At 67.9% G+C, this 26519-nt stretch carries 22 protein-coding genes; 8 read left to right on the top strand and 14 right to left on the bottom strand.

Annotation, left to right across the window (positions count from 1 at the left end; translation table 11 throughout):
* Positions 1–9: 9 nt before the first annotated feature.
* The 5 genes from cobS to cobT all read right to left on the bottom strand — a co-directional run bounded on the left by cobS (position 10) and on the right by cobT (position 4518).
* Entirely contained in the window at positions 10–768 is a 759-nt protein-coding gene (gene cobS / locus IEJ03_RS04145; RefSeq protein WP_192036437.1) for an adenosylcobinamide-GDP ribazoletransferase, read from the bottom strand.
* Entirely contained in the window at positions 765–1301 is a 537-nt protein-coding gene (locus IEJ03_RS04140) for a bifunctional adenosylcobinamide kinase/adenosylcobinamide-phosphate guanylyltransferase (RefSeq protein WP_192036436.1), read from the bottom strand. The genes cobS and IEJ03_RS04140 overlap by 4 nt, the downstream gene beginning before the upstream one ends.
* Positions 1298–2386, bottom strand: a complete 1089-nt coding sequence (gene cobD / locus IEJ03_RS04135) for a threonine-phosphate decarboxylase CobD (RefSeq protein ID WP_192036435.1) — start codon at positions 2384–2386, stop codon at positions 1298–1300. Before cobD ends, IEJ03_RS04140 begins: the two co-directional genes overlap by 4 nt.
* On the bottom strand, positions 2383–3363 hold the full coding sequence (gene cbiB / locus IEJ03_RS04130) for an adenosylcobinamide-phosphate synthase CbiB (protein WP_192036434.1): 981 nt from the start codon (positions 3361–3363) through the stop codon (positions 2383–2385). The genes cobD and cbiB overlap by 4 nt, the downstream gene beginning before the upstream one ends.
* 105 nt (positions 3364–3468) lie before the next feature.
* Positions 3469–4518, bottom strand: a complete 1050-nt coding sequence (gene cobT / locus IEJ03_RS04125) for a nicotinate-nucleotide--dimethylbenzimidazole phosphoribosyltransferase (protein WP_192036433.1) — start codon at positions 4516–4518, stop codon at positions 3469–3471.
* Positions 4519–4685: 167 nt separating this feature from the next.
* Between cobT and IEJ03_RS04120 the strand changes: the two genes are divergently transcribed.
* The 4 genes from IEJ03_RS04120 to IEJ03_RS04105 all read left to right on the top strand — a co-directional run bounded on the left by IEJ03_RS04120 (position 4686) and on the right by IEJ03_RS04105 (position 7500).
* A complete protein-coding gene (locus tag IEJ03_RS04120; RefSeq protein ID WP_192036432.1) occupies positions 4686–6011 on the top strand; it encodes a sulfite oxidase in 1326 nt (441 codons plus the stop codon).
* 9 nt (positions 6012–6020) lie between these two features.
* A complete protein-coding gene (locus IEJ03_RS04115; protein WP_202884394.1) occupies positions 6021–6458 on the top strand; it encodes a hypothetical protein in 438 nt (145 codons plus the stop codon).
* Between the two features lie 92 nt (positions 6459–6550).
* On the top strand, positions 6551–7015 hold the full coding sequence (locus IEJ03_RS04110) for a 2-hydroxyacyl-CoA dehydratase (RefSeq protein ID WP_192036431.1): 465 nt from the start codon (positions 6551–6553) through the stop codon (positions 7013–7015).
* Between the two features lie 173 nt (positions 7016–7188).
* Positions 7189–7500 (top strand): winged helix-turn-helix domain-containing protein, encoded by a 312-nt coding sequence (locus IEJ03_RS04105; protein WP_192036430.1) that lies wholly within the window; start codon positions 7189–7191, stop codon positions 7498–7500.
* A 143-nt stretch (positions 7501–7643) separates the two neighbouring features.
* Here IEJ03_RS04105 and IEJ03_RS04100 read toward each other — a convergent pair whose 3' ends face one another.
* Positions 7644–8900 (bottom strand): FAD-binding oxidoreductase, encoded by a 1257-nt coding sequence (locus IEJ03_RS04100; RefSeq protein ID WP_192036429.1) that lies wholly within the window; start codon positions 8898–8900, stop codon positions 7644–7646.
* A gap of 446 nt (positions 8901–9346) precedes the next feature.
* Between IEJ03_RS04100 and cobO the strand changes: the two genes are divergently transcribed.
* On the top strand, positions 9347–9946 hold the full coding sequence (gene cobO, locus IEJ03_RS04095; protein ID WP_192036428.1) for a cob(I)yrinic acid a,c-diamide adenosyltransferase: 600 nt from the start codon (positions 9347–9349) through the stop codon (positions 9944–9946).
* 154 nt (positions 9947–10100) lie between these two features.
* Here the strand turns inward: cobO and IEJ03_RS04090 are convergent, their stop codons facing one another.
* Together IEJ03_RS04090 and IEJ03_RS04085 are read right to left on the bottom strand one after the other, a co-directional pair.
* Positions 10101–11231, bottom strand: coding sequence for an HTH domain-containing protein (locus IEJ03_RS04090; protein WP_192036427.1), 1131 nt, complete (start codon positions 11229–11231; stop codon positions 10101–10103).
* Between the two features lie 299 nt (positions 11232–11530).
* Positions 11531–12289, bottom strand: coding sequence for an SDR family NAD(P)-dependent oxidoreductase (locus IEJ03_RS04085; RefSeq protein WP_192036426.1), 759 nt, complete (start codon positions 12287–12289; stop codon positions 11531–11533).
* A 401-nt stretch (positions 12290–12690) separates the two neighbouring features.
* Between IEJ03_RS04085 and IEJ03_RS04080 the strand changes: the two genes are divergently transcribed.
* Entirely contained in the window at positions 12691–13878 is a 1188-nt protein-coding gene (locus IEJ03_RS04080) for an acetyl-CoA C-acyltransferase (RefSeq protein ID WP_192036425.1), read from the top strand.
* Between the two features lie 104 nt (positions 13879–13982).
* Here IEJ03_RS04080 and IEJ03_RS04075 read toward each other — a convergent pair whose 3' ends face one another.
* From IEJ03_RS04075 to IEJ03_RS04050, 6 genes are all read right to left on the bottom strand, one after another.
* Positions 13983–17453, bottom strand: a complete 3471-nt coding sequence (locus tag IEJ03_RS04075; RefSeq protein ID WP_192036424.1) for a hypothetical protein — start codon at positions 17451–17453, stop codon at positions 13983–13985.
* A gap of 162 nt (positions 17454–17615) precedes the next feature.
* Complete coding sequence (gene pstB, locus IEJ03_RS04070) at positions 17616–18425, bottom strand: phosphate ABC transporter ATP-binding protein PstB (protein ID WP_192036423.1); 810 nt, start codon at positions 18423–18425, stop codon at positions 17616–17618.
* 64 nt (positions 18426–18489) lie between these two features.
* Positions 18490–19656, bottom strand: coding sequence for a phosphate ABC transporter permease PstA (pstA, locus tag IEJ03_RS04065; protein WP_192036422.1), 1167 nt, complete (start codon positions 19654–19656; stop codon positions 18490–18492).
* 21 nt (positions 19657–19677) lie between these two features.
* A complete protein-coding gene (pstC, locus tag IEJ03_RS04060) occupies positions 19678–20934 on the bottom strand; it encodes a phosphate ABC transporter permease subunit PstC (protein WP_192036421.1) in 1257 nt (418 codons plus the stop codon).
* Positions 20935–21040: 106 nt separating this feature from the next.
* The gene (locus IEJ03_RS04055) at positions 21041–22054 is read right to left on the bottom strand and encodes a PstS family phosphate ABC transporter substrate-binding protein (protein ID WP_192036420.1); all 1014 of its coding nucleotides are present in this window, start codon (positions 22052–22054) and stop codon (positions 21041–21043) included.
* A gap of 212 nt (positions 22055–22266) precedes the next feature.
* Positions 22267–23451: a Bcr/CflA family multidrug efflux MFS transporter gene (locus IEJ03_RS04050; protein WP_192036419.1), complete on the bottom strand. Its 1185-nt coding sequence runs from the start codon at positions 23449–23451 to the stop codon at positions 22267–22269.
* 247 nt (positions 23452–23698) lie between these two features.
* Here IEJ03_RS04050 and IEJ03_RS04045 point away from each other — a divergent pair, with 247 nt between their 5' ends.
* Both IEJ03_RS04045 and tal read left to right on the top strand, forming a co-directional pair.
* The gene (locus IEJ03_RS04045; RefSeq protein ID WP_192036418.1) at positions 23699–25420 is read left to right on the top strand and encodes a methyl-accepting chemotaxis protein; all 1722 of its coding nucleotides are present in this window, start codon (positions 23699–23701) and stop codon (positions 25418–25420) included.
* Positions 25421–25452: 32 nt separating this feature from the next.
* Positions 25453–26388 carry a transaldolase gene (gene tal, locus IEJ03_RS04040; RefSeq protein WP_192036417.1) on the top strand — a complete coding sequence of 312 codons (936 nt, stop codon included), beginning with the start codon at positions 25453–25455 and terminating at the stop codon, positions 26386–26388.
* Positions 26389–26519: the final 131 nt, after the last annotated feature.

The raw sequence follows: 26519 nt of genomic DNA, 5'->3' as shown, positions 1-26519 counted from the left end.
CCCGGCTCGTCAGGCCATGACGAACGACCACCAGCTCCAGGCGATCATCAGCAACCATAGTTCTCCTCCCTCAATGGCGGCCCCGACGATATCGCCGTTGATGCCGCCGAAGGCCCGGCGCACCGCCAGGCCATAGATGATGATGAAAGCCGCAAGGCCTGCCATCAGCCAGGCCATGCCCGGCGTGACGAGCAGGCCCAACAGCGGTAACAGCGCAGCCAGGGCGAGATCGCGGGCGCCGAGGCTCTGCTGCCAGGCATGGGCCAGGCCTTCCGGGCGCGCCGCCGGCAACCCCACCAGCAGGCCGATGGCACCCAGCCGGCCGAGGGCGGCGATCGGCACCAGCCACCAGGGGCTGGCCCCCGCCTCGAGCAGCGCCCAGAGCAGCATGGCCTTCCAGGCCAGCTGAAACACCAGCGCCAAGACGGCGAAGCTGCCGATCTGCGAATCCTTCATGATGGCCCAGCGCCGCTCCAGCGGGGCATTGCTGCCCAGGGCATCCGCCAGGTCCATCAGGCCATCCAGATGCAGACCGCCGGAGAGGGCCACCCACAAGCTGAGCAGCAGCAGGGCCAGCAGCGGCGTAGGCAGTAGCGGTTGCAGGGCCACCCCGACGCCGGCCACCAGGGCACCAAGCAGTGCCCCCACCAGCGGATAGGCACGCGCCGCCCAGCGCCTCGTGACCGGCGTCCAGGGACAAGCCACCGGCACCGGCACCCGGGTCAGAAACTGGATCGCCAGCAGCACGCCCAGGGCAGCATCTTTCATTGACTCTCTCCCTTCCAGTCGATGGCCTGACCGGCCACCACCTCGATCACTCGATTCGCTTGCCCGGCCAAGTCACGGTGAAGGCGCTGCAGGAAGGCCAGGTAGCGCCAGACCAGCGCATCCCGCGGCGGCAGGTCCTCGTTGAGGTCGTTGGAGACTATTACCAGCGTGATGTCGCGGCGGCGAGCCGTATCGATCAGCTGCTGGAGCCTCCCGCGCCCGGCCTCCTCCTCGAGGCCGGCCTCGAACATGAGCTGGCTGGCCCATAGCGTGAGGCAGTCGAGCAGCACGCTGCTTCCGGGCGGAACCTCATCCAGCGCGGAGGCAAGCTCCAGGGGCGCCTCCAGGGTCAGCCAGCCCTCGCCGCGCTCCCGTCTATGGCGGGCGATCCTTGAGGCCATCTCCTCGTCGCCGGCACGAGCCGTGGCGAGATAGACCAGACCGCCGTGCCCCGGCGCGCGCCATGCGCACGCCAGGGCCTCGGCCACACCACTCTTGCCGGAGCGGGCGCCGCCCGAGACGAAGGCGATCATGACGCCCTCCAGGCGGTCAGCGCCTCGAGCAGTCGCACGTTGTCCGGGCCGTCGCGCAGGGCCAGGCGCAGCCAGCGGCCATCCAGGCCGGGGAAGTTGTGGGTGTGCCGAGCCAGCAGGCCACGACGCAACAGGAAGGCGAACAGCGCCTCCGCCTCGGCGGCGTCTTTGCCGTCTAGCAGGAAGAAGTTGGCCTGGGTGGCCGGCACCGCATACCCCAGCGTGCGCACCGCCTCGGGCAGGCCGGGACGCACCCCGGACAGCCAGTCGTGGGTGCGGGCCAGGTAGTCGGCATCGGCCAGCAGCGGCGACACCAGCCCCAGCGCCAGGGCATTGACGCTCCAGGGCATCTGCAGACCTCGCGCCCGCGCCACCCGCTCCGGTGCGCCCAGCAGGTAGCCGAGCCGCAGGCCCGGCAGGTCGTAGAGCTTGGTCAGCGAACGCAGCAGCACAAGGTTCGGGGCCGTGGCCAGCAACGGCGTGAGGGGCTCGGCGTCGCTGAAGTCGACGAAGGCCTCATCCACGACCAGAGTGGTGCCCGTCTCGCGGCCGCGGGCCAGCAGGCGCTCCAGGCTCGCCCGGGGCACCAGGGTGCCGGTGGGGTTGTTGGGGCGACACAGGAAGAGCACCGAGGCGTTCGCCATCGCCTGCTCGGCCTCGTCGACATCGAGCTCGAACGTCTCGCCACACAGCGCCATCGACTCGACCGAAAGGCCATAGTGGGCGCAGGCGAGGCGATACTCGCTGAAGGTCGGCTCGACGATCAGCGCCCGACCGCCGGCGTGCAAGGCCGCGGCCAGATAGATCGCCTCGGCACCGCCATTGGTCACCAGCACCTGCTCGGGCGCCAAGCCGTTGCACTCGGCGATGGCCTTCGCAGGCGCATCGTCATCCGGGGTCGGGTAATGGGCAAGCCGCCCCGCGGCGCCGGCCAGCCAGTCGCCAAGCCAGGCCGGGGGCCCCAGCGGATTGAGGTTGGCGCTGAAGTCGATCAGCGGCTGCTCGGCGGGCAGGCCGAAGCGCTCGAGCAGGGCCGTCCGGCGACCACCATGATCCGGCCACTCAGGCAGGGTGTCTCGGCTCATGACAGCCACTCCCACACCAGCACCAGAGAGGTGGCCAGCAGCAGGAAGACCAGCCAGCCGCCATGCAGGAAGCGGATGGCCCGGGCGATATGCTCGACGGTCAGACCCTCGTGGGGCGTGCCCAGGTTGGCCCGCTGCGAGGGGCGACCGGCATAGTGATTGAGGCCGCCCAACTGCACCCCCAGCAGATTGGCCACCATCGCCTCCGGCCACCCCGCATTGGGGCTCGGGTGGCGCGGGGCCTCACGACGCGTGGCCGCCAGCGCGCCGGCGCGGCGACTGCCGGGAATGGCCAGAGCGGACAGCCAGAGAGTCAGCGCCGTGAGCCTTGCCGGCAGCCAGTTGACGGCATCGTCGAGCCGCGCCGAGGCTTTACCGAAGCCCTCGAAACGCGGGCTGCGGTAGCCGACCATGGAGTCCAGGGTATTCGCGGCCTTGTAGGCCAGCGCCAGGGGCGCACCGCCCAGCAACGCCCAGAACAGTGGCGCGGTAACGCCATCCACGGTGTTCTCGGCGACGGTCTCCACCGCACCGCGGGCGAGCTCGGCCTCGTCGAGCTCTGCCGTGTCGCGACCGACGATCCTGCCAAGGGCCTTTCGGGCCGCTGCCATGTCGCCCCGCGCCAGGGGCTCGGCCACCGCCCGCGCGGCCTCGGCGAGCCCCCGGGCGGCCAGCGTGGTGGCGAGCAGCAGAAGCTCCATGGCCAGCGCCAGCCAGGGATGGACCCAGGCCAGGGCGACCAGCAGGCCCCAGGCGAGCGCCCAGGTGCCGCCCACCACCAAAACCGCCAGCCAGCAACCGCGGCGCCGGCGATCGGCGGCGGGGCCATGGTTCCAGGCCCGCTCGAGCCGAGCGATCACTCGGCCAATCCCGACCACCGGATGCGGCAGCCAGGCAGGGTCGCCCAGCAGCAGGTCGAGCAGCATCGCCGCCCAGACCAGGGCCAACAACGACAGGGACAGGGGGGCGAGGCTCATGTCTGGGCTCATGTCCGGGCTCATCTCGGTGCCTCCCCCGGCATGGCCAGACAGGCCCGCCGAGGTTGGCCGGGCAGGCAGGTGACCGGCGCACTCACCACCGGCTCAGTGCCCGTCACGGTTGTCGACGCCGGCATCCGCAAAGGTCGCCATCTCCGCCAGGATGGCGGTGGCCGACTCGAGCAGCGGGAAGGCCAGGGCGGCACCGCTGCCCTCCCCCAGCCGCAATGCCAAGTCCAGCAGGGGATCGGCGTCCAGCGCCGCCAGGGCTCGAGCATGCCCCGGTTCCCGAGAGCAATGGCCGAAGATCAGATAGGGATGCAGTGCCGGATCGAGACGACAGGCGATGAGAGCCGCGACGGTGGCGATGAAGCCATCAACCAGCACCGGCATACGCCGGGCGGCGGCACCCAGATAGGCGCCTGCCATGGCCGCGATCTCGAGCCCGCCCAGGCGGGCCAGCACGTCCATGGGGTCCTCGGAGTCAACGCCGCGAGCGGCGATCGCCGATTCGATGACCGAGCGCTTGTGGGCAAGCGCCTCGCCGGCCACCCCGGTGCCCGGCCCCACCAGCTCGGCCACCGGCGCGCCGGTCAGCACCGCCAATATGGCGCTGCTGGCGGTGGTGTTGGCGATGCCCATCTCGCCGACGATCAGGCAGCGACAGCCGGCCTTGGCGGCACGCTCGGCGGCGCGCTGGCCCGCCTCGATGGCCGCCCGGGCCTCGTCACGGGACATGGCATCCTCCCGAGCCAGGTTGCCGGTGCCCGGTCGTACCTTGTCATGCACGACCCCGGGACCCGATACCGCCGTCGCCACTCCGACATCGACCACCTCGAGCCGGGCCTCGAGGCGCCGCGCCAGGACATTGATGGCCGCCCCGCCGGCGGCGAAGTTGACCACCATCTGGGCGGTCACCGACTGGGGGAAGGCCGAGACGCCCTCTTCGGCCACACCATGATCGGCGGCGAAGACCACCACGGCGGGCGGCGTGACACGAGGGAAGTCCTCACCGGAGATGCCGGCCAGGGTGACCGCCAGTGACTCGAGCCGACCCAGACTGCCGGGCGGCTTGGTCAGGGTATCGAGGTAGCGGCCAACCCGCTCGGCACAGGCCGTGTCGAAGGAGGGGATCTGCGGCGAAAGGTCGTTCACGAGGGGCTCCGAGCATCCTTGTCGAGGGCGATATCTTACCAGAGGCTGACCGACGTGAGCTGCTCGCGAGCCGTCGCGCAGCTGCTACGCTGAAAAAACCCACCCCATCATCAAGGAACCCGGTCGGTGACTCGTCCGTCACCCAGGCCGAGCCAGGAGGCGGCGCCATGCCCAAGCCAACCCCCCAAACCCGCGGCCTTCACGAGCTCTACGCCGAAGACCCCACGGCAGCGGATCGCCGGCTCTGGGGGCGAGAGGTCGATCCCCTCACCCGTCGCGGCTTCCTCAAGCGCTCGAGCCTGATGGCCATGGCCGCCGCTCTGGGCGCCTCGATCCCCTTCGCCGACAGAATGCCGGGGGGCCTGATCCCCGCGGCTCTTGCGCAGAGCAACGAGCCCTTCACCCTCGAGGGCAAGGAGGGGCTTACGGTACTCAACGACCGACCGATCAACGCCGAGACACCGCCCCACCTGCTGGACGACGACATCACCCCGGCCAGGCACATGTTCGTGCGCAACAACGGTATTCCCCCCGAGGCTCAGGCGATCGACCCCGCGACCTGGCCCCTGACCGTCGAGGGCGAAGCCTGCCTGACGCCCACCACCTTCACCCTGGCCGAACTCAAGGAGCGCTTCAGTCAGCACACCTACCAGCTGCAGGTCGAGTGCGGCGGCAATGGCCGCAGCGAGTTCGTGCCCTCGGCCAGCGGCAACCAGTGGACCACCGGCGCCGTGGCCTGCCCGAGCTTCACGGGCGCTCGGCTTCGCGACGTGCTCGAGGCCTGCGGTATTCGCGATGATGCGATCTACATCGGCTACTACGGTGCCGATACCCACCCCAGCGGCGATCCCAACAAGCAGCCTATCTCCCGCGGCGTGCCGCTTCACAAGGCCATGGAAGAAGAATCGCTGATCGCCTGGGCCATGAACGGCGAGGATATCCCTTACCTCAACGGCCACCCGCTGCGTCTGGTCTGTGGCGGCTGGCCGGGCTCGGTCTCCGGCAAGTGGCTCTCGCGGATCGTGGTGCGCAACCAGATACACGACGGCGCCAAGATGGCCCCCCCCTCCTACAGCGTACCGCGCTACCCGGTGGCTCCAGGCACTGAGGTGCCGCTTGAGGACTTCGAGACCATCCACTCGATGCCGGTGAAGTCGCTGATCACCTTCCCCCGCTCGGGTATCACTCACTCGCTCGGCGAGTCGCTGGAGGTACGGGGCCACGCCTGGGCCGGCGATCTGGCGGTACGCGAGGTGCATGTCTCACACGATTTCGGCGCCACCTGGCAGCCCGCCGAGCTGCGCGAGGCCCCCAACCGACTGGCCTGGCAGCGCTTCACCACCCGCCTCGACTTCCCGGAACCCGGCTATTACGAACTCTGGGCAATGGCGGTGGACAGCGAGGGCCGCGCCCAACCGATGGTGGTGCCCGGCTGGAACCCCAAGGGCTATCTCAACAACGCCTGCCATCGCATCGCGGTGCAGGTGATCTAGGAGGTCGTCATGCGTGTTCATTCACTACGCGCCCTCGGTGTCCTCGGGACTGTGACGGCCCCCCTGCTGATGGCCACGCCGGCCCTGAGCCAGGAAACCGACTCGGCGACCGGCCTGATCATCGCCGAGGGCTGGCAGGTGGTCAGCGCCAATTGCACCGTCTGCCATTCTGCGCAGCTGGTGACTCAGAACAGCGGCTCGCGCAACCACTGGCAGGGGCTGATCCGCTGGATGCAGGACACCCAGGGGCTGTGGGCCTTCACCCCGGAAATGGAAGACACCATCCTCGACTACCTGGCCACCCACTATGGCCCCAAGGCCGGCGCCCGGCGGCCGGCGGCCGGCCCTGCCAGCGTCGCTGCTGCCGCCCAATCCCTACAAGACGCCCGAGATAACCAACGACAGCACCCAGGGGTAGCGCGACGGGGCGGCGGGGGCAGACACTGACCTGAGTCAAGCCACAAGCCGGAGACTCGGCTAGCCTGAGACAAGATGCCGCCGACAGCGGGCAACCGGCGGCCACCACCGAGGGCAGGACGATGCGCTTTCATCAGGTAAGAGAGCTGGTGCACTGGGCGGCGGATTATCATGGGCAACTGGCGGAACACTACGGCCAGCGCGCCAAAGGCAAGGTGAGTGAACGGGTTCGCATGGCGCTGGAGTATCTGGCCAATCACGAGCGCACCCTGCAAGCGAACCTGGAGGTCTACTTCGACGATGGCAGCGATCACCGCGGCGTGCTGGACACCTGGTTCGACGACCCGGCCGACTTTCCTCACCTGCCGGTGCTCGACCGGCTTCCCGAGAGCATGAGCTGTGACAGCGTGCAGGATGTGCTGGCCACGGCGCTGACCGCCCACAAGACCCTGCAGGATCTTTACCGGCACCGAGCCGACCGGGCCAGCATCGAGGAAGAGCGTGAGTTCTTCTCGGCCCTCGCCGAGGGACACGATGGAGAGGTCCGCCGGCTGGCACGCGACATCCAGCGCCTCGAGGACTACTGACGGCATCGCCTGAGCGTGGGCTCTCACGGGACCGGGATACTCGCGTTCGCGCGCCTCTCCCGTCCGCTCGCGTGCCGGCAAGACACACGGAACGATTGCAGACCACAGCGGCGGCCTTTACGCCCGCCCTGCCTCACGTAGGATGAGCGAGTCATTCGTTGCCAGGAACGCCGATGCCTCTCAGCACGCCCCGCCCGCTCAGCAAGACCAAGACCAGCTTCTACCGCCGCCTCTATGTGGCCTACCTGATCGATCAGGGCACCGCCAGCGTGCCGGCCCTGACCGAGGCCACCGGCATGCCGAGGCGCACCGCCCAGGACACCATCAACGCCCTGGCCGAGCTGGACATCGACTGTGAGTTCGAGCCCGAACCGGGCGAGCGCCACAATATCGGCCGCTACGTGATCCGCGACTGGGGCGCCATCGACCGGGAGTGGATCGCGCATCACCAGGCCGCTATCAAGGAGGCACTCGGCTACCCCTGAGCGCCTCCGGACCCTCAGCGGTCTCGGACCGGCACCACCCCGTGACCGCCCCTGCGGCCCTGTTGCCTGCGCCCCTGTCGACGGGCTTGCCGCTTCAGCCTGGCCTCTCGGCCTCAGGGGCGGCCGCTATGCCGTGGCATCGCCTAGAAGCGATCCGCCCGGAAGGGCGTCATGTCGATGGCGGGCGTCTCGCCATCCATCATCTCGCCGAGCAGGCGGCCGGTTGCCGGGCCCAGGGTGAAGCCCTGGTGGCCGTGGCCGAAGGCGAACCACAGGCCGTCGTGCTCGGGCGCCGGGCCGATCACCGGCTTCATGTCGGCGGTGCAGGGGCGAGCGCCCTTCCAGGGGGTATCGCTCAAGCGCGCCCCCAGCGGCACCAGGCGGCGCGCCACGGCCTCGGCGGCATCGAGCTGGTCCAGTTCCGGCGGCGCGTCCCGGGGCGCCAGCTCGGCACCGGTGGTCAGGCGCACCCCGTCCCGCATCGGCGCCACCACATAGCCGACCTCGGCATCCATGATCCAGTGACGGAGCCCGCGCCCTTGCGGCGGGGCGTAATGCATGTGATAGCCCCGCTTGACGAACAGCGGCAGCCGGTAGCCCAGGCGGCTCAGCCAGTCACCGGCCCAGGGGCCCATGGCCATCACCAGGTTGCGGGCCCTCAACTCGCCGGTCTCGGTCGTGACCCGCCAGTCGCCCTCGCCCTGCGCCATCGAGGTGACGTTAGCCTTGACCACCCGTCCTCCCAGGGCTTCGAACGCCTCGGCGTAGGCGGCCACCAGGGCACCGGGGTCGGCGACGGTCCAGCTGTCGCGCCACAGGATCGCGCCGATGGCCTCCTTGGAGAGCTCGGGCTCCCGCTCGGCGAGTGCCGCCCGATCCAGTCGCTCGAGGGTGAGGCCGAAGCGCTCGGCCAGCACGGTCGCTCGGGCCAGGCGCGCCTCGAATGCCTCGGGGGTGCGATACATCTCCAGCCAGCCGTCCCGACAAATCAGGGACTCGGCCCCGGCCGCGGCGATCATCGGCGCATGCTCCTGGGTCGACAGGCTGATCAGGGAGGCATATTCCGGCAGGATGCGGGCATAGGCGCCGGGCGCCGAGTTCTGCCAATAGCGAAACAGCGCACCGGCCGCGCCGAGCATGCCGGCGGGCCGGTAGCGGATGTCGATGCGCCGGTTGGGCACGACCTGCAGCAGCGTCCGGGCGTCCCGCGGGAAGGCATAGGGCGCCACCGCCTCGCGCTGAATGATGCCGGCATTGCCGAACGAGGTCTCATGGCCCGGTGCTCGACGATCGACCAGCACCACCGAACGTCCCCGCCGGGCCAGGTGATAGGCGATCGAAACCCCGACCATGCCGGCCCCCAACACGATGGTATCGCTGTCATGACACTCCCTTGACATGCTCTCTCCTGATATTGACCTGATCCTGGGCGATTATGTCCGGCGCGGCCGGCCCCCCATTGTAGGCGAATCCCCCACCCGCGCGCAGCGACCTGCCTTTCGCGTTTTCCCGCTCGTGGCAAGCCCGCGATACCAGGAGGTCTCGTTGCACAGGGAATCGACTTCATCGCCCCGGCGCCGACAGCGCGCCCAGAAGCGGTTGGTGACGATGGTGCCGGTCGCGGCCCTTGTCGTTGATGATCTCCAGCACCGAGGTGTCGCTGGCCAGGTCACGCTGCACATGCCAGTGGTGGTGCGCCGTTTCTCCTCTAGAGCTTCGGCGCCCCCTTGGTCGAAGTGCTTGCGCGATGGCCTCGCTCGCGTAAGCTGAGCCTCTTTCCCCCTGCCCCGTCTGGCCATGTTTCCGGCCGGGCGAGGCACAGCCTGACTTGCATAGCGGAGTCCTCATGACCGATCGCGACACGCGCCACCAGCAATCGATGCAGAAACTCAAGGCCCACGTGGACGAGAAGGTGGCCAACGCCAACGGGGAGCGCGGCCTGCTGTTGGTCTTCACCGGCAACGGCAAGGGCAAGACCACCGCGGCCTGGGGCACCGTGACACGGGCGCTGGGCTACGGCTATCGCGTAGGCGTGGTCCAGTTCATCAAGGGGCTGTGGGAGTGCGGCGAGCGGGAGCGGTTGATCGACGATGCCAACCTCGAGGTCGCGATCATGGCCACCGGCTTCACCTGGGATACCCAGAACCGGGAAAGCGACACCCGGGCCTGCCAGGAGGTCTGGCAGGAAGCCAAGCGCATGCTCGAGGATCCCGAGTGCTACCTGGTGGTGCTCGACGAGATCACCTACATGCTCAAGTTCGGCTATCTGGACAGCGACGAGGTCATCGCCGCCCTCGAGAACCGTCCCGCGGAGCAGACGGTGATCATCACCGGCCGCAACGCCCATCGCGACCTTCTCGCCATGGCCGACACGATCACCGAGATGCAGGAGACGCGCCACGCCTTCAATGCCGATCTCAAGGCTCGCCGCGGCATCGATTACTGAGGACGCAATACCATCGCCCCCTGAACAGGGGGCGAGAAACTCGGCCTCGTCTTAAAGAATTGCCGAGCAGGATTGTCGAGCAAGCCTGACGCCATCGACACCGTGCGGCCGGCCTTGCCAAAAGGCCGCCCGCGACAAGATGCCGATCCCGCCGCTAAGCCGTGAGCGCCATGGCCTCGGCCACGAAGGCCTCGCAGCGCAGCCTCGCCGGCCGATCCCGAAGGCCGGCCCAGTAGGCCTCGAACTCGGGACGCCAGGGAATCGTGCCGAACTGCATGCCCCAGCCGAGATGAGAGCTCACATAGATATCCGCGGCGCTGAAGGCATCACCGGCGATATAGCGCTTGTTCGCCAGGGCGCCGGCCAGGGTGTCGAGCACCGCCGCGAGGCTGCCGCAGCCGAGCTGCATCTGCTGACGCGCGTCCGGATGGACGCCGAGCAGCCCCTCGAGGGAAGCGGCGGTTTCCATTGGGCCGGCGGCGAAGAACAGCCAGCGGTAGTAATCCCCCCGCAGCGGCGCGGACGGTGCCAGGCCGGCCTCGGGGAAGGCGTCGGCGAGGTAGGCGCAGATGGCGGCGGTCTCGGTGACCACCACTTCGCCGTGGCGAATCGCCGGCACCTTGCCCATCGGGTTGATGGCCAGGAACTCCGGTGACTTCATGGTCGTGCCGTACTCCAGCATCTCCATGCGATAGGGCACACCGAGCTCTTCGAGCAGCCAGTGCACGATGCCGCCCCGGGACAGGGGATTAGTATAGAAGACCAGCTCATCCGAGGACGCGGCCTGCTGGCCGATCGCCGGCGCCGCGCCGGCACGGTCGACCGCCTGCCCGTCCGGTCTCGCCGTGTCGAGGGCGGCGTTGTCGAACGTCGCCGTATCGAGAGTCGAGCTGTCGGGAGCAAAGCCGCCGGGCCCCGTCAGGCCAAGGCCCGTCAGGCGCCGCGCCTGGTCGTCGGGCAGAGCCTTCGCCATCTTGCTGCGTAGCTGGGCGGCCGGCTCCGCCAGGGGCCCCGCCGCTGCCTCGACCCTGTCGAGGCCCAGGGCCAGGGCATCGAGCTCTTCCTCGCTGAGCATCAGCGCCGGCAACAGGACACCAGGAGCGAGGGCATAGCCTGAATTGGGGAGATGTTCGATCTCGGCGCCGACCGCCTTCAGCACCGCGACATCCTGGTAGAGGGTACGCAGCGAAATGCCCAGGGTCTCGGCCAGCGTCGTACCGCTTACCGGCCCCTCGTGGCCGCGCAGCACACGGACAAGATCCTGCAGGCGAGTCTTACGGGACATGTGAAGGGTCTCCTCGAAATGCTGGCAACTGGCGCCGTAGCGGGCCAGATGGACGAATGCAAACGCGCGGGCTCCTCAATGCAGCACGCGGGCGTTTACAGCCTAGCAGCAAGTGTCAAGAAACCTAGGGATAGGCGTAAAAAAAAATCAACAAGGCGAGCCCGATCACAGGGATCGCTGGGCGCTCTCCCGAACGACAGCAGCTCGGCCGCACCGAGCGCCGATGAAGGAAACGGCGAACCGAACGCCAGCTCTCTTCTTGTCTTCTTCTTGCCCTCTTCCCGCTCTCGAACAGCCCGCTACTGCATGCGGATGCCGCCATCGAGACGGATCACCTCGCCGTTGAGCATCACGTTGGTGATGATCTGCTCGGCGAGGCTCGCGAATTCCGCGGGCTTGCCGAGGCGCTTGGGGAAGGGCACGGCGGCGGACAGCGACGCCACCGCCTCCTCGGGAATGCCGCTCATCATCGGCGTCTCGAAGACGCCGGGGGCGATGCTCATCACCCGGATCCCGTGGCGCGACAGCTCCCGGGCCAGCGGCAGGGTCATGCCCGCCACGCCGGCCTTGGAGGCGCTGTAGGCGGCCTGCCCCACCTGGCCATCGAAGGCCGCCACCGAGGCGGTGGTGACGATCACGCCGCGCTCGCCGTCCTCGCCCGGGGCGTTGCCGGCCATGGCGGCGGCGGCCAGGCGCAGGACATTGAAGGTGCCGATCAGGTTGATCTCGACGGTGCGGGCATAAGCAGCGAGATCGGCGGGCTTGCCCTCTCGATCGAGCAGCTTGGCCACGCTGACCACCCCGGCGCAGTGCACGACACCGTGCAGGCCGCCGCTCGCCAGGGCGAGATCGACGGCGGCCTGGATATCGGCCTCCTGCGTCACGTCGCCGCGACAGGCCGTGGCCGCGTCGCCGAGCCGGGCGGCCAGGGCGTCCACCGCCTCGTTCAGGTCGCACAGCACCACCCGGGCGCCGGCGGCGACCAGGCGCTCGGCGGTGGCGGCGCCGAGCCCCGAGGCGGCGCCGGTGATCAGAAAGGTTCGCGCGTGGACTTGCATGATGTCTCTCCCCAGATTTCCCGGACGTGTGCACGGCCTCGACGATCCGATGCCCTGCTTTTCCTGCCCTGGCTCGCCAGGCCTGCGAAATGACGGGGTCCCGCCGCCGCAGCGATCACTGAGCGCCTGGACCATTGAGTGCCTGGATCACTGAACACCTAGTTTACGTTAACGTCAACTAGATATTAAGCGCATGGACGCCGCCGCCCGACGCCTGCTACACCTGCTACAAGCCCTTCAGGGGCCGGCCATGCCCCGTCGGCGAGCGGCTTCCGGGGTCGCTTCGCCTTCCTCCTGGGGGCGATCCGCCCCGGCACCGGCGCGGCCTGGCCGACTCGAGAACCCCATCCGCGATCCACGGTACACGACCCGAGGCCCGCGACCGCCAAAGGAGTTACCCCATGTCCGATTCCCCCGAGATCCTGATCCTGGCCGCGACCCGCACGCCGATGGGCGGCATGCTGGGTAGCCTTGCGAGCCTCACCGCCCCGGAGCTCGGCGCCACCGCCATCCGGGCGGCCCTGTCCCAGGCCGGCGTCGAGGCCGCCGCCGTCGACGAGGGCATCTTCGGCTGCGTGCTGCCGGCCGGGGTCAAGCAGGGCCCGGCCCGCCAGGCGATGCGCCAGGCCGGCGTGCCCGATGCCGTCGGCGCCACCACCATCAACAAGCTGTGCGGCTCCGGCATGAAGGCCACCATGCTGGCGCACGACCTGATCCGCGCCGGCAGCGGTGAGCTCGTGCTGGCGGGCGGCATGGAATCGATGTCCAATGCCCCCCACGTGCTGACCAAGGCTCGCCGCGGCTATCGCCTGGGCCACGGCGAACTCAAGGATCACATGTTCCTGGATGGCCTCGAGGATGCCGAGACCGGGCAGCTGATGGGCGTGTTCGCCCAGACGATCGCCGATCAGCGCGGCTACAGCCGCGAACGCATGGACGACTTCGCGATCGCCTCCCTGGAGCGCGCCATGGCCGCCCACGAGGCCGGCCACCTGGACGGAGAACTGGCGCCGGTGACGGTCAGCAGTCGCAGCGGCGACAGCGTGGTCGAGCACGATGAGCAGCCCTTCCAGGCGCGCCTCGACAAGATCCGCGGCCTGCGCCCGGCCTTCGCCAAGGACGGCACCATCACCGCCGCCAACGCCAGTTCGATCTCCGATGGCGCCTCGGCACTGGTGCTGGCCAGCCCCCAGGCCGCCGAGGCCCACGGCGCCCGCCCGCTGGCCCGCATCCTCGGCCACAGCACCCACTCCCAGCACCCCAGCGAGTTCACCATCGCCCCGGTGGGTGCCATCGGCAAGCTGATGAAGCGCCTCGACTGGACGGTAGACGACGTCGATCTCTTCGAGATCAACGAGGCCTTCGCGGTGGTCACCCTGCTGACCATGGACGGTCTCGACATTCCCCACGACAAGGTCAACGTCTTCGGCGGCGCCTGCGCCCAGGGCCATCCGATCGGCTCGACCGGCTCGCGGATCATCGCCACCCTGATCAATGCCCTGCGCGTCACCGGCGGCAAGCGCGGCATCGCCAGCCTGTGCATCGGCGGCGGCGAGGCCACCGCCGTGGCCGTCGAGCTTTGCGACTGATCAGCACCACGTCGGTGGGAGCGGCGATGTGAACGTCGATGTGAACGTCGATGTGAACGCCGATGTGAACGTCGATGTGAAAATCGATGGAAGCGGCGATGGCGTTACGGCGCCGTCGCCTCTGGCATCGGCAGTGAGCGTCGCCAGTCCTGTTCCTCCTCGGGCGTCGCCCCGATCCAGGCCGCCGCGTCGTCCCGGGACTCCTCATACCAGCGCCGCGGCTGCACGAAACGCAGCCGGCTCTCGCCGTCCCGCAGGGCCACGCCAAGACTCAAGGCGCCGAAGCGCGCGTAGAGTGCCCCCGTCAAGGCGTCGTCGCGCCGCACCAGGTCGGCGAGGATCTCCAGCTGGCGCCCGGTCAGGCGGGCCTCGCTGACCCTCAGGCCTTCCTGTCCGAGCCGCACCCGTGCGGAGCCCAGGATGCCCGACACGTCCAGCAGCCGGCCAAGCCAGCGGCGCTCCCGGGCAGTGGCCACCAGCAACCGGGCCGGCAGGCCACTGTCGCGCATGGCCAGCGACAGGCGAGCGTTCAGCTCCAGGGGACGCGCCCAGACGAGCCGCCCCTCGTCGAGGTCGAGCTGGACCCACCAGCCCTCATCGTTCTCGCCATTGGCGGCCTGGCGCGAGACGTTGTCGAGCCGCAGACGCGAGCCAGAGGCATCGAAGCTCATGCGCGCCAGGTCGCCATCACGCAGTCGCGCCTCCAGTTGCAGGTCGCCGCTCACCCGCTGCTCGCCGAGTCGCAGGCCGGCGTCGAAGGCCGTGAGGGTCAGCTCCCCCTGGGCCTGCAACCCCGCCAGGGTCAGATCCAGCGACAGACCGGCCTGACCCGACAGCCACTCGAGCCCGGCGCCCGCGGGCAGGTAGTCGTTGAGCATGGTCAGGTCGGCCACTTCGGCGATCGGCAATTGAATGTGCGTGATCTGGCGGTCGAGCGCCTCACGATCGGCCGCTATCGCCCGCATCGGCAGCGTTGTCTCCAGCGAGAAGTGGCGCCCGGTGAGCTGCTCGGTGGCCTCCCCCTGACGCCCCAGGGCGACGCTCGGCAGCGAGATGCGCCAGCGCAGATCGGGCGTGGCCGGCCCGCCTTCGACCCAGGCCTCCAGGCGACCGTCGCCGCGGGCCTGATGCTCGAGGAAGCCCACCGTCAGCGCGTCTGCACCGATCGACAGATGGCTGCCGGGCAGGAGGTTGGCGTCGGCAAACGCCAGCTCGGCGCTGAGCCGGCCATTCCCGCGCACCGCCAGTCCATGCGCCTCGGGCAGGAAGGCATCGAGGAAGCCCAGGTTGGCGACCAGCCCATCCATTATCAGTCGCCCACTCGCCGGGGCGCTCGCCGCATCGATCGGCCAGACATGTGCGAAACGCGCCTGGCGGGCGATCAGGGTGCTGCGCAGGCGAGCCTCGTCGCCGGCGGCCCGCATCGCATAGCGCTCACTCGCCGCCTGCATCTCGAGCCGGGTGCCGGACAGGTCGAGCCGACTGCCGTCGAGGCGCGCCTCGGGCATCACCAGCGTCAGGGCCAGCTCGCCTTCCAGCGTCTCTCCGAAGAGCCGGCCGCGGATGGCCTCGCCATTCAGCCGGAGCCGGCCTCGCCCCACGGCGCCTGAGAAGGTCACCTGCCCCGCGGACGTCGACTGACCGCCCAGCAAGGCGAAGGGGGCCGCGGGGGGCAGGTAGGCGTTCAACACCGAGACGTCCGGTACCTTGGCGTCCTGCCAGGAAAGGTCCAGGCGCAGGTCGTCGACCGTGGCGAGGGGGTCGCTTGACTCGCTCACCGCCTCCAGGCTCAGCTGGCCGGCCTGCAGCAGGCGTTGCCCATCGGCCTGCCGCTCGAGCCGGGCATCCGTGAGCGATACCCGCAGCCGTGCCGGCGCATCGGCAGGCCACCGAGCGCTCAACTGGCCCTGTCCGCGGGCGCGAAAGTCCAGGAAGCGGGCGCCCAATCGTCCGGCCGTGATGGTCAGCTGGCTGGCCGGCGCCAGCCGCCCTTGGCGGATCTCCAGTGTCGCGGCCAGCTCGCCCTCGCCTTCCAGCGCCAGGCCGCGGCCGTCGAGTGCCGTGTTCAGGAAGGAGTCCAGGAAGCGCAGCTGGCTCACCCGTCCGGTGATCACCAGTCGGCCCTCCACCGGCAGGTCGTCAGGGGCATGTCGGCGCTCGGCCAGCGGGCGAGTCGCGCTCAATGCCGCCTCGTGCAGGATCAGCTCGGTGACCGGCAATGCATCCTCCCCGGCCTGGCTCACGCCCACCCGCAATCGCGTGCCGGACAGGTCCAGGCGCTGCCGGCGAAGGTCGAGCTCGGTGATGGCCAGGTCGAGTCGCAGCTCGCCGCCGACCCGACTGTCGAGCAGCGTCAGGGTTACCGCCTCGCCGACCAAGGTGAAGGCGCCTTCGATCACGCCGTCACGGTAGTCGAGACGCCCCTCGAGGGTCGCGTTGCCATCGTGCAAGGCGAATGGCAACGGATCGGGCAGATAGCGCGCCAGGACGCCGACATCCGGCAGCCGGGCGCCCTCCCACACCAGGGTGGCCGCCGTCGGCGGTCGGGGAGGGGCGGCCAGGTCGGCATCCGGCAGGCGAGCCTCGAGGCGGAAGTGACGGCTGGTCATAAAAGAGCTCTCGCCCTGCGGCGGCTGCATCAGCATGTCATCGAGGACCACCATCAACCTGGGCTCGCCCGTCGCCTCGACCGTCACACTGACACTACCACTCCCGTCCAGCCGAAAGTGCTGGCCACCGGGATCCGGACTTGCCACGGCATCGCCCTCACCCGATGTGGCCTCGACCCAGGCGCCTTCCTTGAGCGTTAGTTGCAGGTGGGGTGACTCGAGTGTGAGCTCACTGTCGGGAGCCAGTCGGCCCTGCTCGAGGGTCAGATCGCCCGCCAGGCGGCCGCGACCGGCCAGACTCAGCCCGTCGAGACCGCGCAGGTAGGGGTTGAAGACATCCCAGGCATCGGCCTCCGCGGCCAGTGACAAGGTGCCGGAGACGGCGCGTGCGGCGGTACGACTCGGCAGCCGATCGACACGCAAGGCCGCCAGACCCAGGTCCGCGTCGAGGCGAATGTCGCGGGCCAGCCGCTCCTCATCGCGCCAGACCTCGGCCTCCTCCAGCGCTAGCCGGAGTCGCGAGAGGGCAAGGTGCTGCTCATCCAGCCTCAGGCCATTCAATTGCACCCCGCCCCGCCCCGACAGGCGATGCTCGCCCAGCGACAGCGAGCGAAGCCCGTCGGCCTTGAGTACCGGGATCTCGAGGCGCCGCAGGAACAAGGCCCAGATCGACACCTCGAGTTCGGCCGTCTCGAGCTCCAGCCCCAGCGGCAGACCGCTGCCCTCACGTTTAAGCTGCAGGTCATGCACCCTGAGCTGCCCGGGGAAGCGACTGCTGGCCGCCGACCAGCTCACCGTCACCCCGGGCACCTGTGACAGGCGTTTTTCCAGCCAGCCGCCGTTGAGCAACCAGTACATGCCTACGAGGTAAGCGGCCGCCAGCAGCATGAGGAGCCCAGTAAGACCCAGCGCGCCTCGCCGCAGGCGATGCCGGCGGGTGGGGGGAGTGACGTCTTCTCCGTGCATGGCATTCCTCGCCTGAGGGTCTCGCTCAATGTAGCGCGACGGCGCACGGATGCACACCCGACGTGGCCAGCCCCCCACGACCACAGCCACAGCCAAAACGACAACGGGGAAGCCTGATGGCTTCCCCGTTGCGTGTGCGAAGGCTGATGGTGATGCGTCCCGCTAGCCGTAGCGGCCCGTGATGTAGTCCTCGGCCTTCTTGGTATGCGGGTTGGCGAACATGGTCTTGGTATCGTTGTACTCGACCAGTTCCCCCAGGTGGAAGAAGGCGGTGTAGTCTGCCACGCGCGCCGCCTGCTGCATGTTGTGAGTCACCGTGATGATGGTGAAGTCCTGCTTGAGCTTGTCGATCAGGTCCTCGATGGTCGCCGTGGAGATCGGGTCCAGCGCCGAGGTCGGCTCATCCATCAGGATCACATCGGGCTGCACGGCGATCGCGCGGGCGATGCACAGACGCTGCTGCTGGCCGCCGGACAGCGAGGTGCCGGGTTCGTGGAGCTTGTCCTTGACCTCGTTCCACAGACCGGCATCGCGCAGCGCCTTCTCCACCAGCTCGTCCTGGTCGGCCTTGCGGCTGACCAGATCATGCATGCGCGGCGCGTAGGCGATGTTCTCGTAGATCGACTTGGGGAAGGGATTGGGCTTCTGGAAGACCATGCCCACCCGACGCCGCAGGGCGACCTCGTCCATCTTGGCCTCGTTGACGTCCCGGCCGTCCATCTCGATCAGGCCCTCGAGACTCACGCTGGGGATCAAGTCGTTCATGCGGTTGAGGCAGCGCAGGAAGGTCGACTTGCCGCAGCCCGAGGGGCCGATCAGGGCGGTGACGTTCTTCTGGAAGACATCGATATTGATGTTCTTCAGCGCCTGAGTCTCGCCGTACCAGAGATTGAGATCGCGCACGCGAATGCTCAGCTCATGGTTGGCCTGTTCGTTGCGGGTAACCGGCTGGCCGGTATCGTGACCTGACATGGCGACTCCACGGTCGGCAACTTTCATATCCATAGTGACGTATCCTGTTGCAAGTGCCGGTCGGTTACCAGCGACGTTCGAATTTCTTGCGCAACACCACGGCCGTGGCGTTGAGTGTGATCAAGATGGTCAACAGCACCAGAATGCCGCCGGCGGTCTTCTCGGTGAAGGCGCGATCCGGCTCGCCGGCCCAGGTGAAGATCTGCGCGGGCAGCACCGTGGCCGCCTCGGTGATGGTCGCCGAGACGTCCGGAATGAAGGCCACCATGCCGACGATGATCAGCGGCGCGGTCTCGCCCATGGCCTGGGCCAGGCCGATGATCGAGCCGGTCATGATGCCCGGCATGCTGACCGGTAGCACATGGTCACGCACCACCTGCCAGCGCGAGCAGCCTACCCCGAAGGCGGCATGACGAATGGTATCCGGCACGCTGCGAAGCGCCGTGCGGGTAGCGATGATGATCACCGGCAGGGTCATCAGCGCCAGCGTCAGGCCACCCACCAGCGGCGAGGAGCGCGGCACGCCAAAGAAGTTGATGAAGATCGCCAGACCCAGCAGGCCGAACAGGATCGAGGGGATCGCCGCCAGGTTGTTGATGTTGATCTCGATGATCTGAGTGAAGCGGTTGTCGGGGGCGAACTCCTCGAGATACACCGCCGTCATCACGCCGATCGGGAAGGCCACCGCCAGGGTCACCAGCAGGGTCATCACCGTGCCCATGGCCGCGGAGGCGATACCGGCGAGTTCCGGCATCTTGGAATCGCCACGGCTGAAGAAGGTGGTGTTGAACTTGAGCTCGGCGCGCCCCTCGGCGGCGAGTGCATCGACCACTGCCTGCTCGCTGCCGCTCAGCTTGGAGTGATGCCCCTTGAGGTACTGATCGACCTGGCCGTCGGCCAGCACCCACTCCATGCGGGTGGTGCCGAGCAGGTCGGGGTCGTCTTCCATGCGGCCGGGAATCAAGCGCAGGTAGCCGCGGCTGACCAGCGGGCGCACATCTTCCTCGACCGCCGCCAGGGGGATCTCCTGAGCCATCTCGTTGTAGTCGACCTGCACCTGGATCTGGGCCTGCTGGAAGGCCGGCAGGCCCTTGATCAGCATGTCGGTGAAGAAGAACACCAGGAACAGGCCGGCCAGGCCCAGGGCCCCCATCGACATCCACTTCAGGCGGGCAGACTTGCGATGGCGGCGCTTGAGCTGGGCGCTGATCTCATCGAAGGATTGTCTCATTGTCCGGTTGACCTCAATCGATCACAGGTTGTTGGAGCGATACTTTTCGCGGAAGCGGCGGATCATGATCACCGAGACCATGTTCAACGCCAGGGTCACCACGAACAGCACCAGGCCCAGGGCGAAGGCCGACAGCGTCTCGGCGCTGGCGAACTCCTGGTCACCGGTCAACGCCGCCACGATGCGCACGGTCACCGTGGTCATGTCTTCCAGCGGGTTGGCGGTCAGGTTGGGGCGCATGCCGGCGGCCATGACCACGATCATGGTCTCGCCCAGCGCCCGCGACATGGCCAGCAAGGAGGCGGAGATGATGCCCGGAAGGGCGGCCGGCACCACCACGTCCTTGATGGTCTCGGCGCGGGTCATGCCCAGCGCCAGCGAGCCCTGACGCATGCTGTCAGGCACCGCATTGATGACGTCATCCGACAGCGAAGAGATGAAGGGAATGATCATGATGCCCATCACGATGCCGGGGGCCAGGGCGTTGTTGAAGGAGGCCTCCAGGCCGACCGCATCGGCGGCGCTGACGATGATCGGCGCCACGGTGATGGCGGCGAAGAAGCCGTAGACCACCGTGGGGATACCCGCCAGCACCTCGAGCACCGGCTTGGCGATGGTACGCACCTGCTTGGGGGCGTACTCGGACATGTAGATCGCCGACATCAGGCCCACCGGGATGGCCACCAGCATGGCGATCAGGGTGATCATGAAGGTACCGGCGAACAGCGGCACCGACCCGAACTGGGCGGCCGTGGCGCCTTCCTCGGCACGGCCGGCGGCGGCCAGGAAGCTGGCGCCGGGGTTCCAGGTGGTCCCGGTGATGAAGTCCCAGAAGCCCTGCATCTGGAAGAAGCGCAGCGCCTCGTTGATGATCGAGAACAGGATCCCGAAGGTGGTGAAGATCGAGATCATCGCCGCGCCGGCCAGCACGAAGCGGATGGTGCTCTCGATGGCCTTGCGGGCGTGGAAATCGGGACGCACCTGCGTCATGGCCACCATCATGCCGGCGGCGGCCACCACCAGGCTGCCGGCCAGCAGATAGAGGGTGGGGATCTCGGCCCCCATCAGCAGCAGCACGAAGGAGCCGATGGCCCCCACGGCCACCGCCGGCCCGGCCGTGGCCAGGGCGGCAAACCAGGCGTACTGGTCGGGCTGGGCATACATCGCCGTGCCGGCGGCACGCACCTTGGCCGCCTTGGCACGGCCCATGAAGAAGGCTATCAGACCCAGCACCAGCAAGGCGCCGCTGAATAGCAGGATCAGTTGGTTGGTCTGCATGGGAAACTCTCAGTCAACGGGGCCCGGCAACATCAACCTGCCGGAACGTAAGCAGGCCGGCAGCCCGTGGCTGCCGGCCGGTTCATGCATCAAGCGAGATCGATATTCACTTGATGTCAGACAGTTCCAGTGTCTCGTGGTTGGCCACTTGCTCGCGGGCCTCGGCGCGCATCTCCTTCGGCGCCGGAATCAGACCAATGCCCTTGAGATAGCCGATGTCCCCGATCATCTTCTCGCTCATGAACAGGTTGGCGTACTCGGCCATGGCCGGGACGTCGTCGGCGTGCTGGTTCTTCACGTAGAAGAACATGGAGCGCGATACCGGGTACTCGCCGCTGCCGATGGCCTCGGCGGACGGCGCCACGCCGTCGATGGTGGAGCCCTTCAGGGTGTCGGCGTTCTCCTCCAGGAAGGAGTAGCCGAAGATGCCGAAGGCGTCGGTGTTCTCGGACAGACGCTGAACGATCAGGTTGTCGTTCTCGCCGGCATCGATGAAGGCGCCGTCGGTACGGATGTCGGTGTAGCCCTCACCACCGTAGGCGGCCATCTCTTCGGAAGCGGCTTCCATCACCAGCTCCTCGAAGGCATCACGGGTGCCGGAGGTAGTGGGCGGGCCGTAGACGGCGATCTCGCGGGCCGGCAGGGAAGCGTCGATCTCGTTCCACTGGGTGTAGGGGTTGTCGACCAGCTCGCCATCGACCGGCACCTGGGCGGCCAGGGCCATGAAGATCTGCTCGCGGGTCACGTTCATCGTGTCGTTGGCGTTGGACTGGGCGAAGGCGATGCCGTCGTAGCCGATGAAGGCCTCGGTGATGTCGGTGACGCCATTCTCGGCGCAACGCTCGAACTCGGAGACCTTGATGCGGCGCGAGGCGTTGGTGATGTCCGGGGTGCCCTCACCGATGCCGTTGCAGAACAGGCGCAGACCGCCGCCGGAACCGGTGGACTCGATGACCGGTGTCGGGAAATCGGTGGTGGCACCGAATTCCTCGGCCACGTAGCTGGCAAACGGGTACACGGTGCTGGAGCCGACGATGCGGACCTGATCACGAGCCTGGGCGGCGGTGGCGAAGCCCATCACGGCGGCAGCAATGGCGGTGGTCTTGAGAATACGGTTCATGCAGGTAACTCCTGTCGATGAGGGTGTCCAACCTTCTCGAGGCATAAGATGACGCAACAAGATGACAGCTTCGTGACAAGTGAGACATCCCCGACACGCTAGACCAACACCCCCTCCATCGCCAGGCTGCATGGCAGCAAGACGCCGCCTTGCAGAGACCGCCTCACCAGGAGCGACGGCACGTCCGCTGCGCCTTTCCACTCTCCCGGTATTCAGGTGTTGGCATGACGCCCCACCAGTACCCGTACCCCCAGATTGCCCATGGTTGCGACGCCGAGCATGGTCAGCACCATCGGCCAGGGGCTCTCGACCTCGAAGGCGCTGACCAGGACCCCGGCCAAGGCGCCGCAGGAGAACTGGATGCTGCCCAGCAGCGCCGTGGCGGTAGCGCTCATGTGACTGAATTTTTCCAGCAGCGAGCTCATGGCATTGGGGGTGATCAGGCCCACCTGGCCCATGAACAGCATGATCAGCGGTACCACCGTCACCAGCGCGTCTTGGCCCGTGGCCACCACCAGTACCAGCCCGCTGGCCGCCAGCAGCTGCATGCCAAGCCCCAGGCGCAGGTTCTGCTGAGGTGAGCGGTGGCGCAGCAGGCGGATGTTGAGCCGGTTCGACGCGGCCATGACCACCACGTTGGCCCCGAACACCACCGGGTACATGGCCGGCGAAAGGCCGTAGTGATCCATGTACAGGAAGGGCGAGGCGGTAATGAAGGCGAACATGCCGGCGAAGGCCATCGCCACCGCACAGATGTAGCCCATGCCCTCGCGATGGCGAAAGACGCTTGCGTAGTTACCCAGCACCTGCCGGAAGGAGGCCACTGGCTGGTCGGGAGAGCGGGTCTCGGGCAGACGGGTGCCGAGCAGCCAGCCCAGGAAGGCGGCATAGACGGCCAGGAAGACGAAGATCAGCCACCAGTCGGCCAGGTACAGGAGGCCGCTGCCCACCGCCGGAGCCGCCAGCGGCGCTAGCATCATGATCATGGCCATGGTCGACATCACCTTAGCGGCCTCCCGGCCACTGAAGCAGTCGCGCACGATGGCCGCCGAGTTGACCACGCAGGCCCCGCCCCCAAGCGCCTGCACGAAGCGAAAGGCCCACAGGGTCTGAAGCGAGCTCACCTGAGTAATTGCGAGGCTGGCCAGACAGAACACCACCAGCCCGGTCAACAGGACCGGCTTGCGGCCCAGACGGTCGGACAGGGGGCCACCGGTCAACTGGCCGAGGGCGAAGCCGAACAGGAAGACGCTGATCGACAGTTCGGTGTGATGAATGCTGGCACCCACGGCCTTCGCCAGGGCCGGCATCGCCGGCAGGTAGGCATCGATGGCAAAGGGCGCCAGGGCCGTGTTGGCGGCCACCAACAGGGCCACTCTTCGAGTACTCAGTGACAAGGGCTGCTCCTGGGAAAAGAATGACCGAAAAAGTAGCCGGCTAATGATAACCGATTCCCCCCGGCATTACCGCCCTGCCCCGCCGCCCGCCCCGTGGCGGAGGAGAGGGCATGGCCATCGCGCCATGACCCACGACTGTCACATTCGTCTGATAAATCAGTGAGCTATTAATAAGTGACGAACGAATTCCCGGGGACACGGGACCGCAGCCGAACGGCTCATCACATGCAAGGGGACAGGCAACCAGATGCGATTCTTCGACAACATGACGGTCAGGCTCAGTGGCTCACTGGTACTGGTCGCCTTCACGCTCATTCTGCTGATCAGCGCGGGCCTGGGGCTGTTCTCCAATCACTATGCCCGTCAGGCCTTCGGCACCCTCAATCAGATCAACGTCGAACAGACGCAGGCCCTCAATCGCGCCTATGTCGACATGCTGCGGGCCCGGGTGGAGATGAACCGTGCCGCCCAGTTGCTGCGCAGACCCTCCTTCGACCGCCCGGCACCGGTCATCGAACGGGCCCGCGCGCTGATGGGCAGCGCCGAGGACGCCTTCCAGCGTTTCCTGGCGATTCCCGTCCAGCCCTCCCAGACAGAGGCCATCGACAGCCTCGAGGGCCACTTCCAGTCCCTGCTCAACACCGGCCTGTCGCTGCAGCTGATGGTCCTCGAGGATGGTGACGTCGGCGCCTACGACTCCGGCCAGTCGCGGGTCAGCGACATGAGCGAAGCCTTCATGGCGAGCGCCGATACCTTCGTCGCGGCCTCCCAGCAAAGCGGCAACGGCCTGGTCGCCCGGTTCAGTCGCATGGGCGGCTGGATGAACGCGGCCATGGTCGGCGCCCTGGCCATCGCACTCTCGATCGTGCTGATCACCCTCTGGGGCGTCACCGTCAACGTCATTCGCCCGCTGCGCCGGCTGAGCGAGCATTTCCGCGTCATGGCCACCGGCGACCTGTCACAGTCCATCGAGCCCCGGGGCCGCAACGAGATCGGCCAGCTATACCACGAGCTTTCCCAGATGCAGCAGTCGCTGGCGGCCACCGTGAGCCGGGTGCGCGACAGCAGCACCACCATCCTCGACAGCGCCCAGCGCATGAGCGAAGGCAACCAGGAACTGTCCTCGCGCACCCAGCAGCAGGCCTCGTCCCTCGAGCAGACCGCGGCCAGCCTCGACGAGCTGACCGCCACCGTGGCCCATAACGCCGACCACTCCCGCCAGGCAGCCTCGCTTGCCCACGATGCCAGCGGCCAGGCTCGCGCCGGCGGCGAGGTGATCGGCGCCTTCGTGGCCACCATGGGCGAGATCCACGATCGCTCGACCCAGATCCACGACATCGTCGCCCTGATCGACAACATCGCCTTCCAGACCAACCTGCTGGCCCTCAACGCCTCGGTGGAAGCCGCCCGGGCCGGCGAGCACGGCCGGGGCTTCGCGGTAGTGGCCGGCGAGGTTCGCTCGCTGGCCTCCCGCAGCGCCACGGCCGCCAACGACGTGCGCCGGCTGATCGACGACTCCCGCCAGAGCCTCGAGCGGGGCAATGCCCTGTCCGCCGAGGCCAGCGAAGGCATGCAGGGAATCATCACCGCGATCGGCCAGGTCAACGGCCTGATGGAGCAGATCGCCCAAGCCTCCGACGAGCAGCACCGCGGCATCGAACAGCTCAACCAGGCCATGAACCAGATGGAGACCGTCACCCAGCACAACGCCCAGCTCGTGAAGCACGCCTCTCAAGGCGCCATGTCGCTGGAGAATGAGGCCGAACAGATGCGCCGGTTCGCGGCCCGCTTCACTACCCAGGACAGCCCGGCCAACCCAGCCCGTCATGTTGGTCAGGCCAGCGACGATGACGCTGGCCACCCGACAGGAGCGACGGCCGATCGGGGGTTGCGGCCGATCTGGCTCCCCCAGGCGCTGGCCGAGGACACCCCGACGGATACCCAGCGCGACACGGCCTTGCTACAGTGAGGGCCTGACTCACTCGTTCATTCAGGATGACCATGACCCAGGATAAGCTGACCCAGCTTAAAGCCATGACCACGGTGGTCGCCGACACCGGCGACCTGGACGCCATCGCCCGCTTCCAGCCCACCGATGCCACCACCAACCCCTCGCTGATCCTGCAGGCGGCGCAACAGGAAGGGCGCCGCGCCCGCCTGGCCGAGCTGGCCCGCCAGAGCACCGATATCGACGATGCCATGGATGCCGTGGCGGTCGAGATCGGCAGCGAGATCAGTGCCCTGGTGCCAGGCTATGTGTCCACCGAAGTCAGCGCCCGCCTGTCCTTCGACACCGATGCCACCCTCGCCCGCGCCCACTCGCTGATCGAGCGCTACGAGCGCCGTGGCGTCGGGCGCGAGCGCATCCTGATCAAGGTCGCCTCGACCTGGGAAGGCATTCGCGCCGCCAAGCAGCTCGAGCGGGAAGGCATCCGCACCAACCTGACCCTGCTGTTCAGCTTCGCCCAGGCCCAGGCCTGTGCCGATGCCGGCGTGACGCTGATCTCGCCCTTCGTGGGACGCATCCTCGACTGGCACAAGGCCCGGGAGCCCGAGGCGGACTTCGCCGGCGCCAAGGATCCCGGCGTACGCTCGGTGCGCGCCATCTACGAGCACTACAAGGGCCACGGCTACAAGACGGTGGTGATGGGGGCGAGCTTCCGCAACACCGGCGAGATCGAGGCCCTGGCCGGCTGCGATCGCCTGACCATCTCCCCGAAACTGCTCGGCGAACTGGCCGAGGACAGTGGCGAGCTGCCGCGGGCCCTGAGCCCCCTGGGCGCCGAGAGTGCCATGCCTGAGCCGCTGGACGAGGGTGACTTCCGCTGGGCGATGAACGAGGACGCCATGGCCACCGAAAAGCTGGCCGAAGGCATTCGCAAGTTCATGGACGACCAGCGCAAGCTGGAAGCCCTGCTGGCCGAACTGCGCAAGTAAGTCAGGCCGCCACCACATTGGGTGGCTGAGAGATAACCGAAATGAAAGAGGGCCGGTCGCCAGCGACCGGCCCTCTTTTCATGCTCCCGGCCTAGGCCGGGACCTTGCTGTCCTGCCGTTCACGTCATGGC

The sequence above is a fragment of the Halomonas sp. YLGW01 genome, assembly GCF_014840935.1.
GTDB lineage: Bacteria > Pseudomonadota > Gammaproteobacteria > Pseudomonadales > Halomonadaceae > Onishia.
This window is presented reverse-complemented; position numbering and strand designations above follow the sequence as displayed.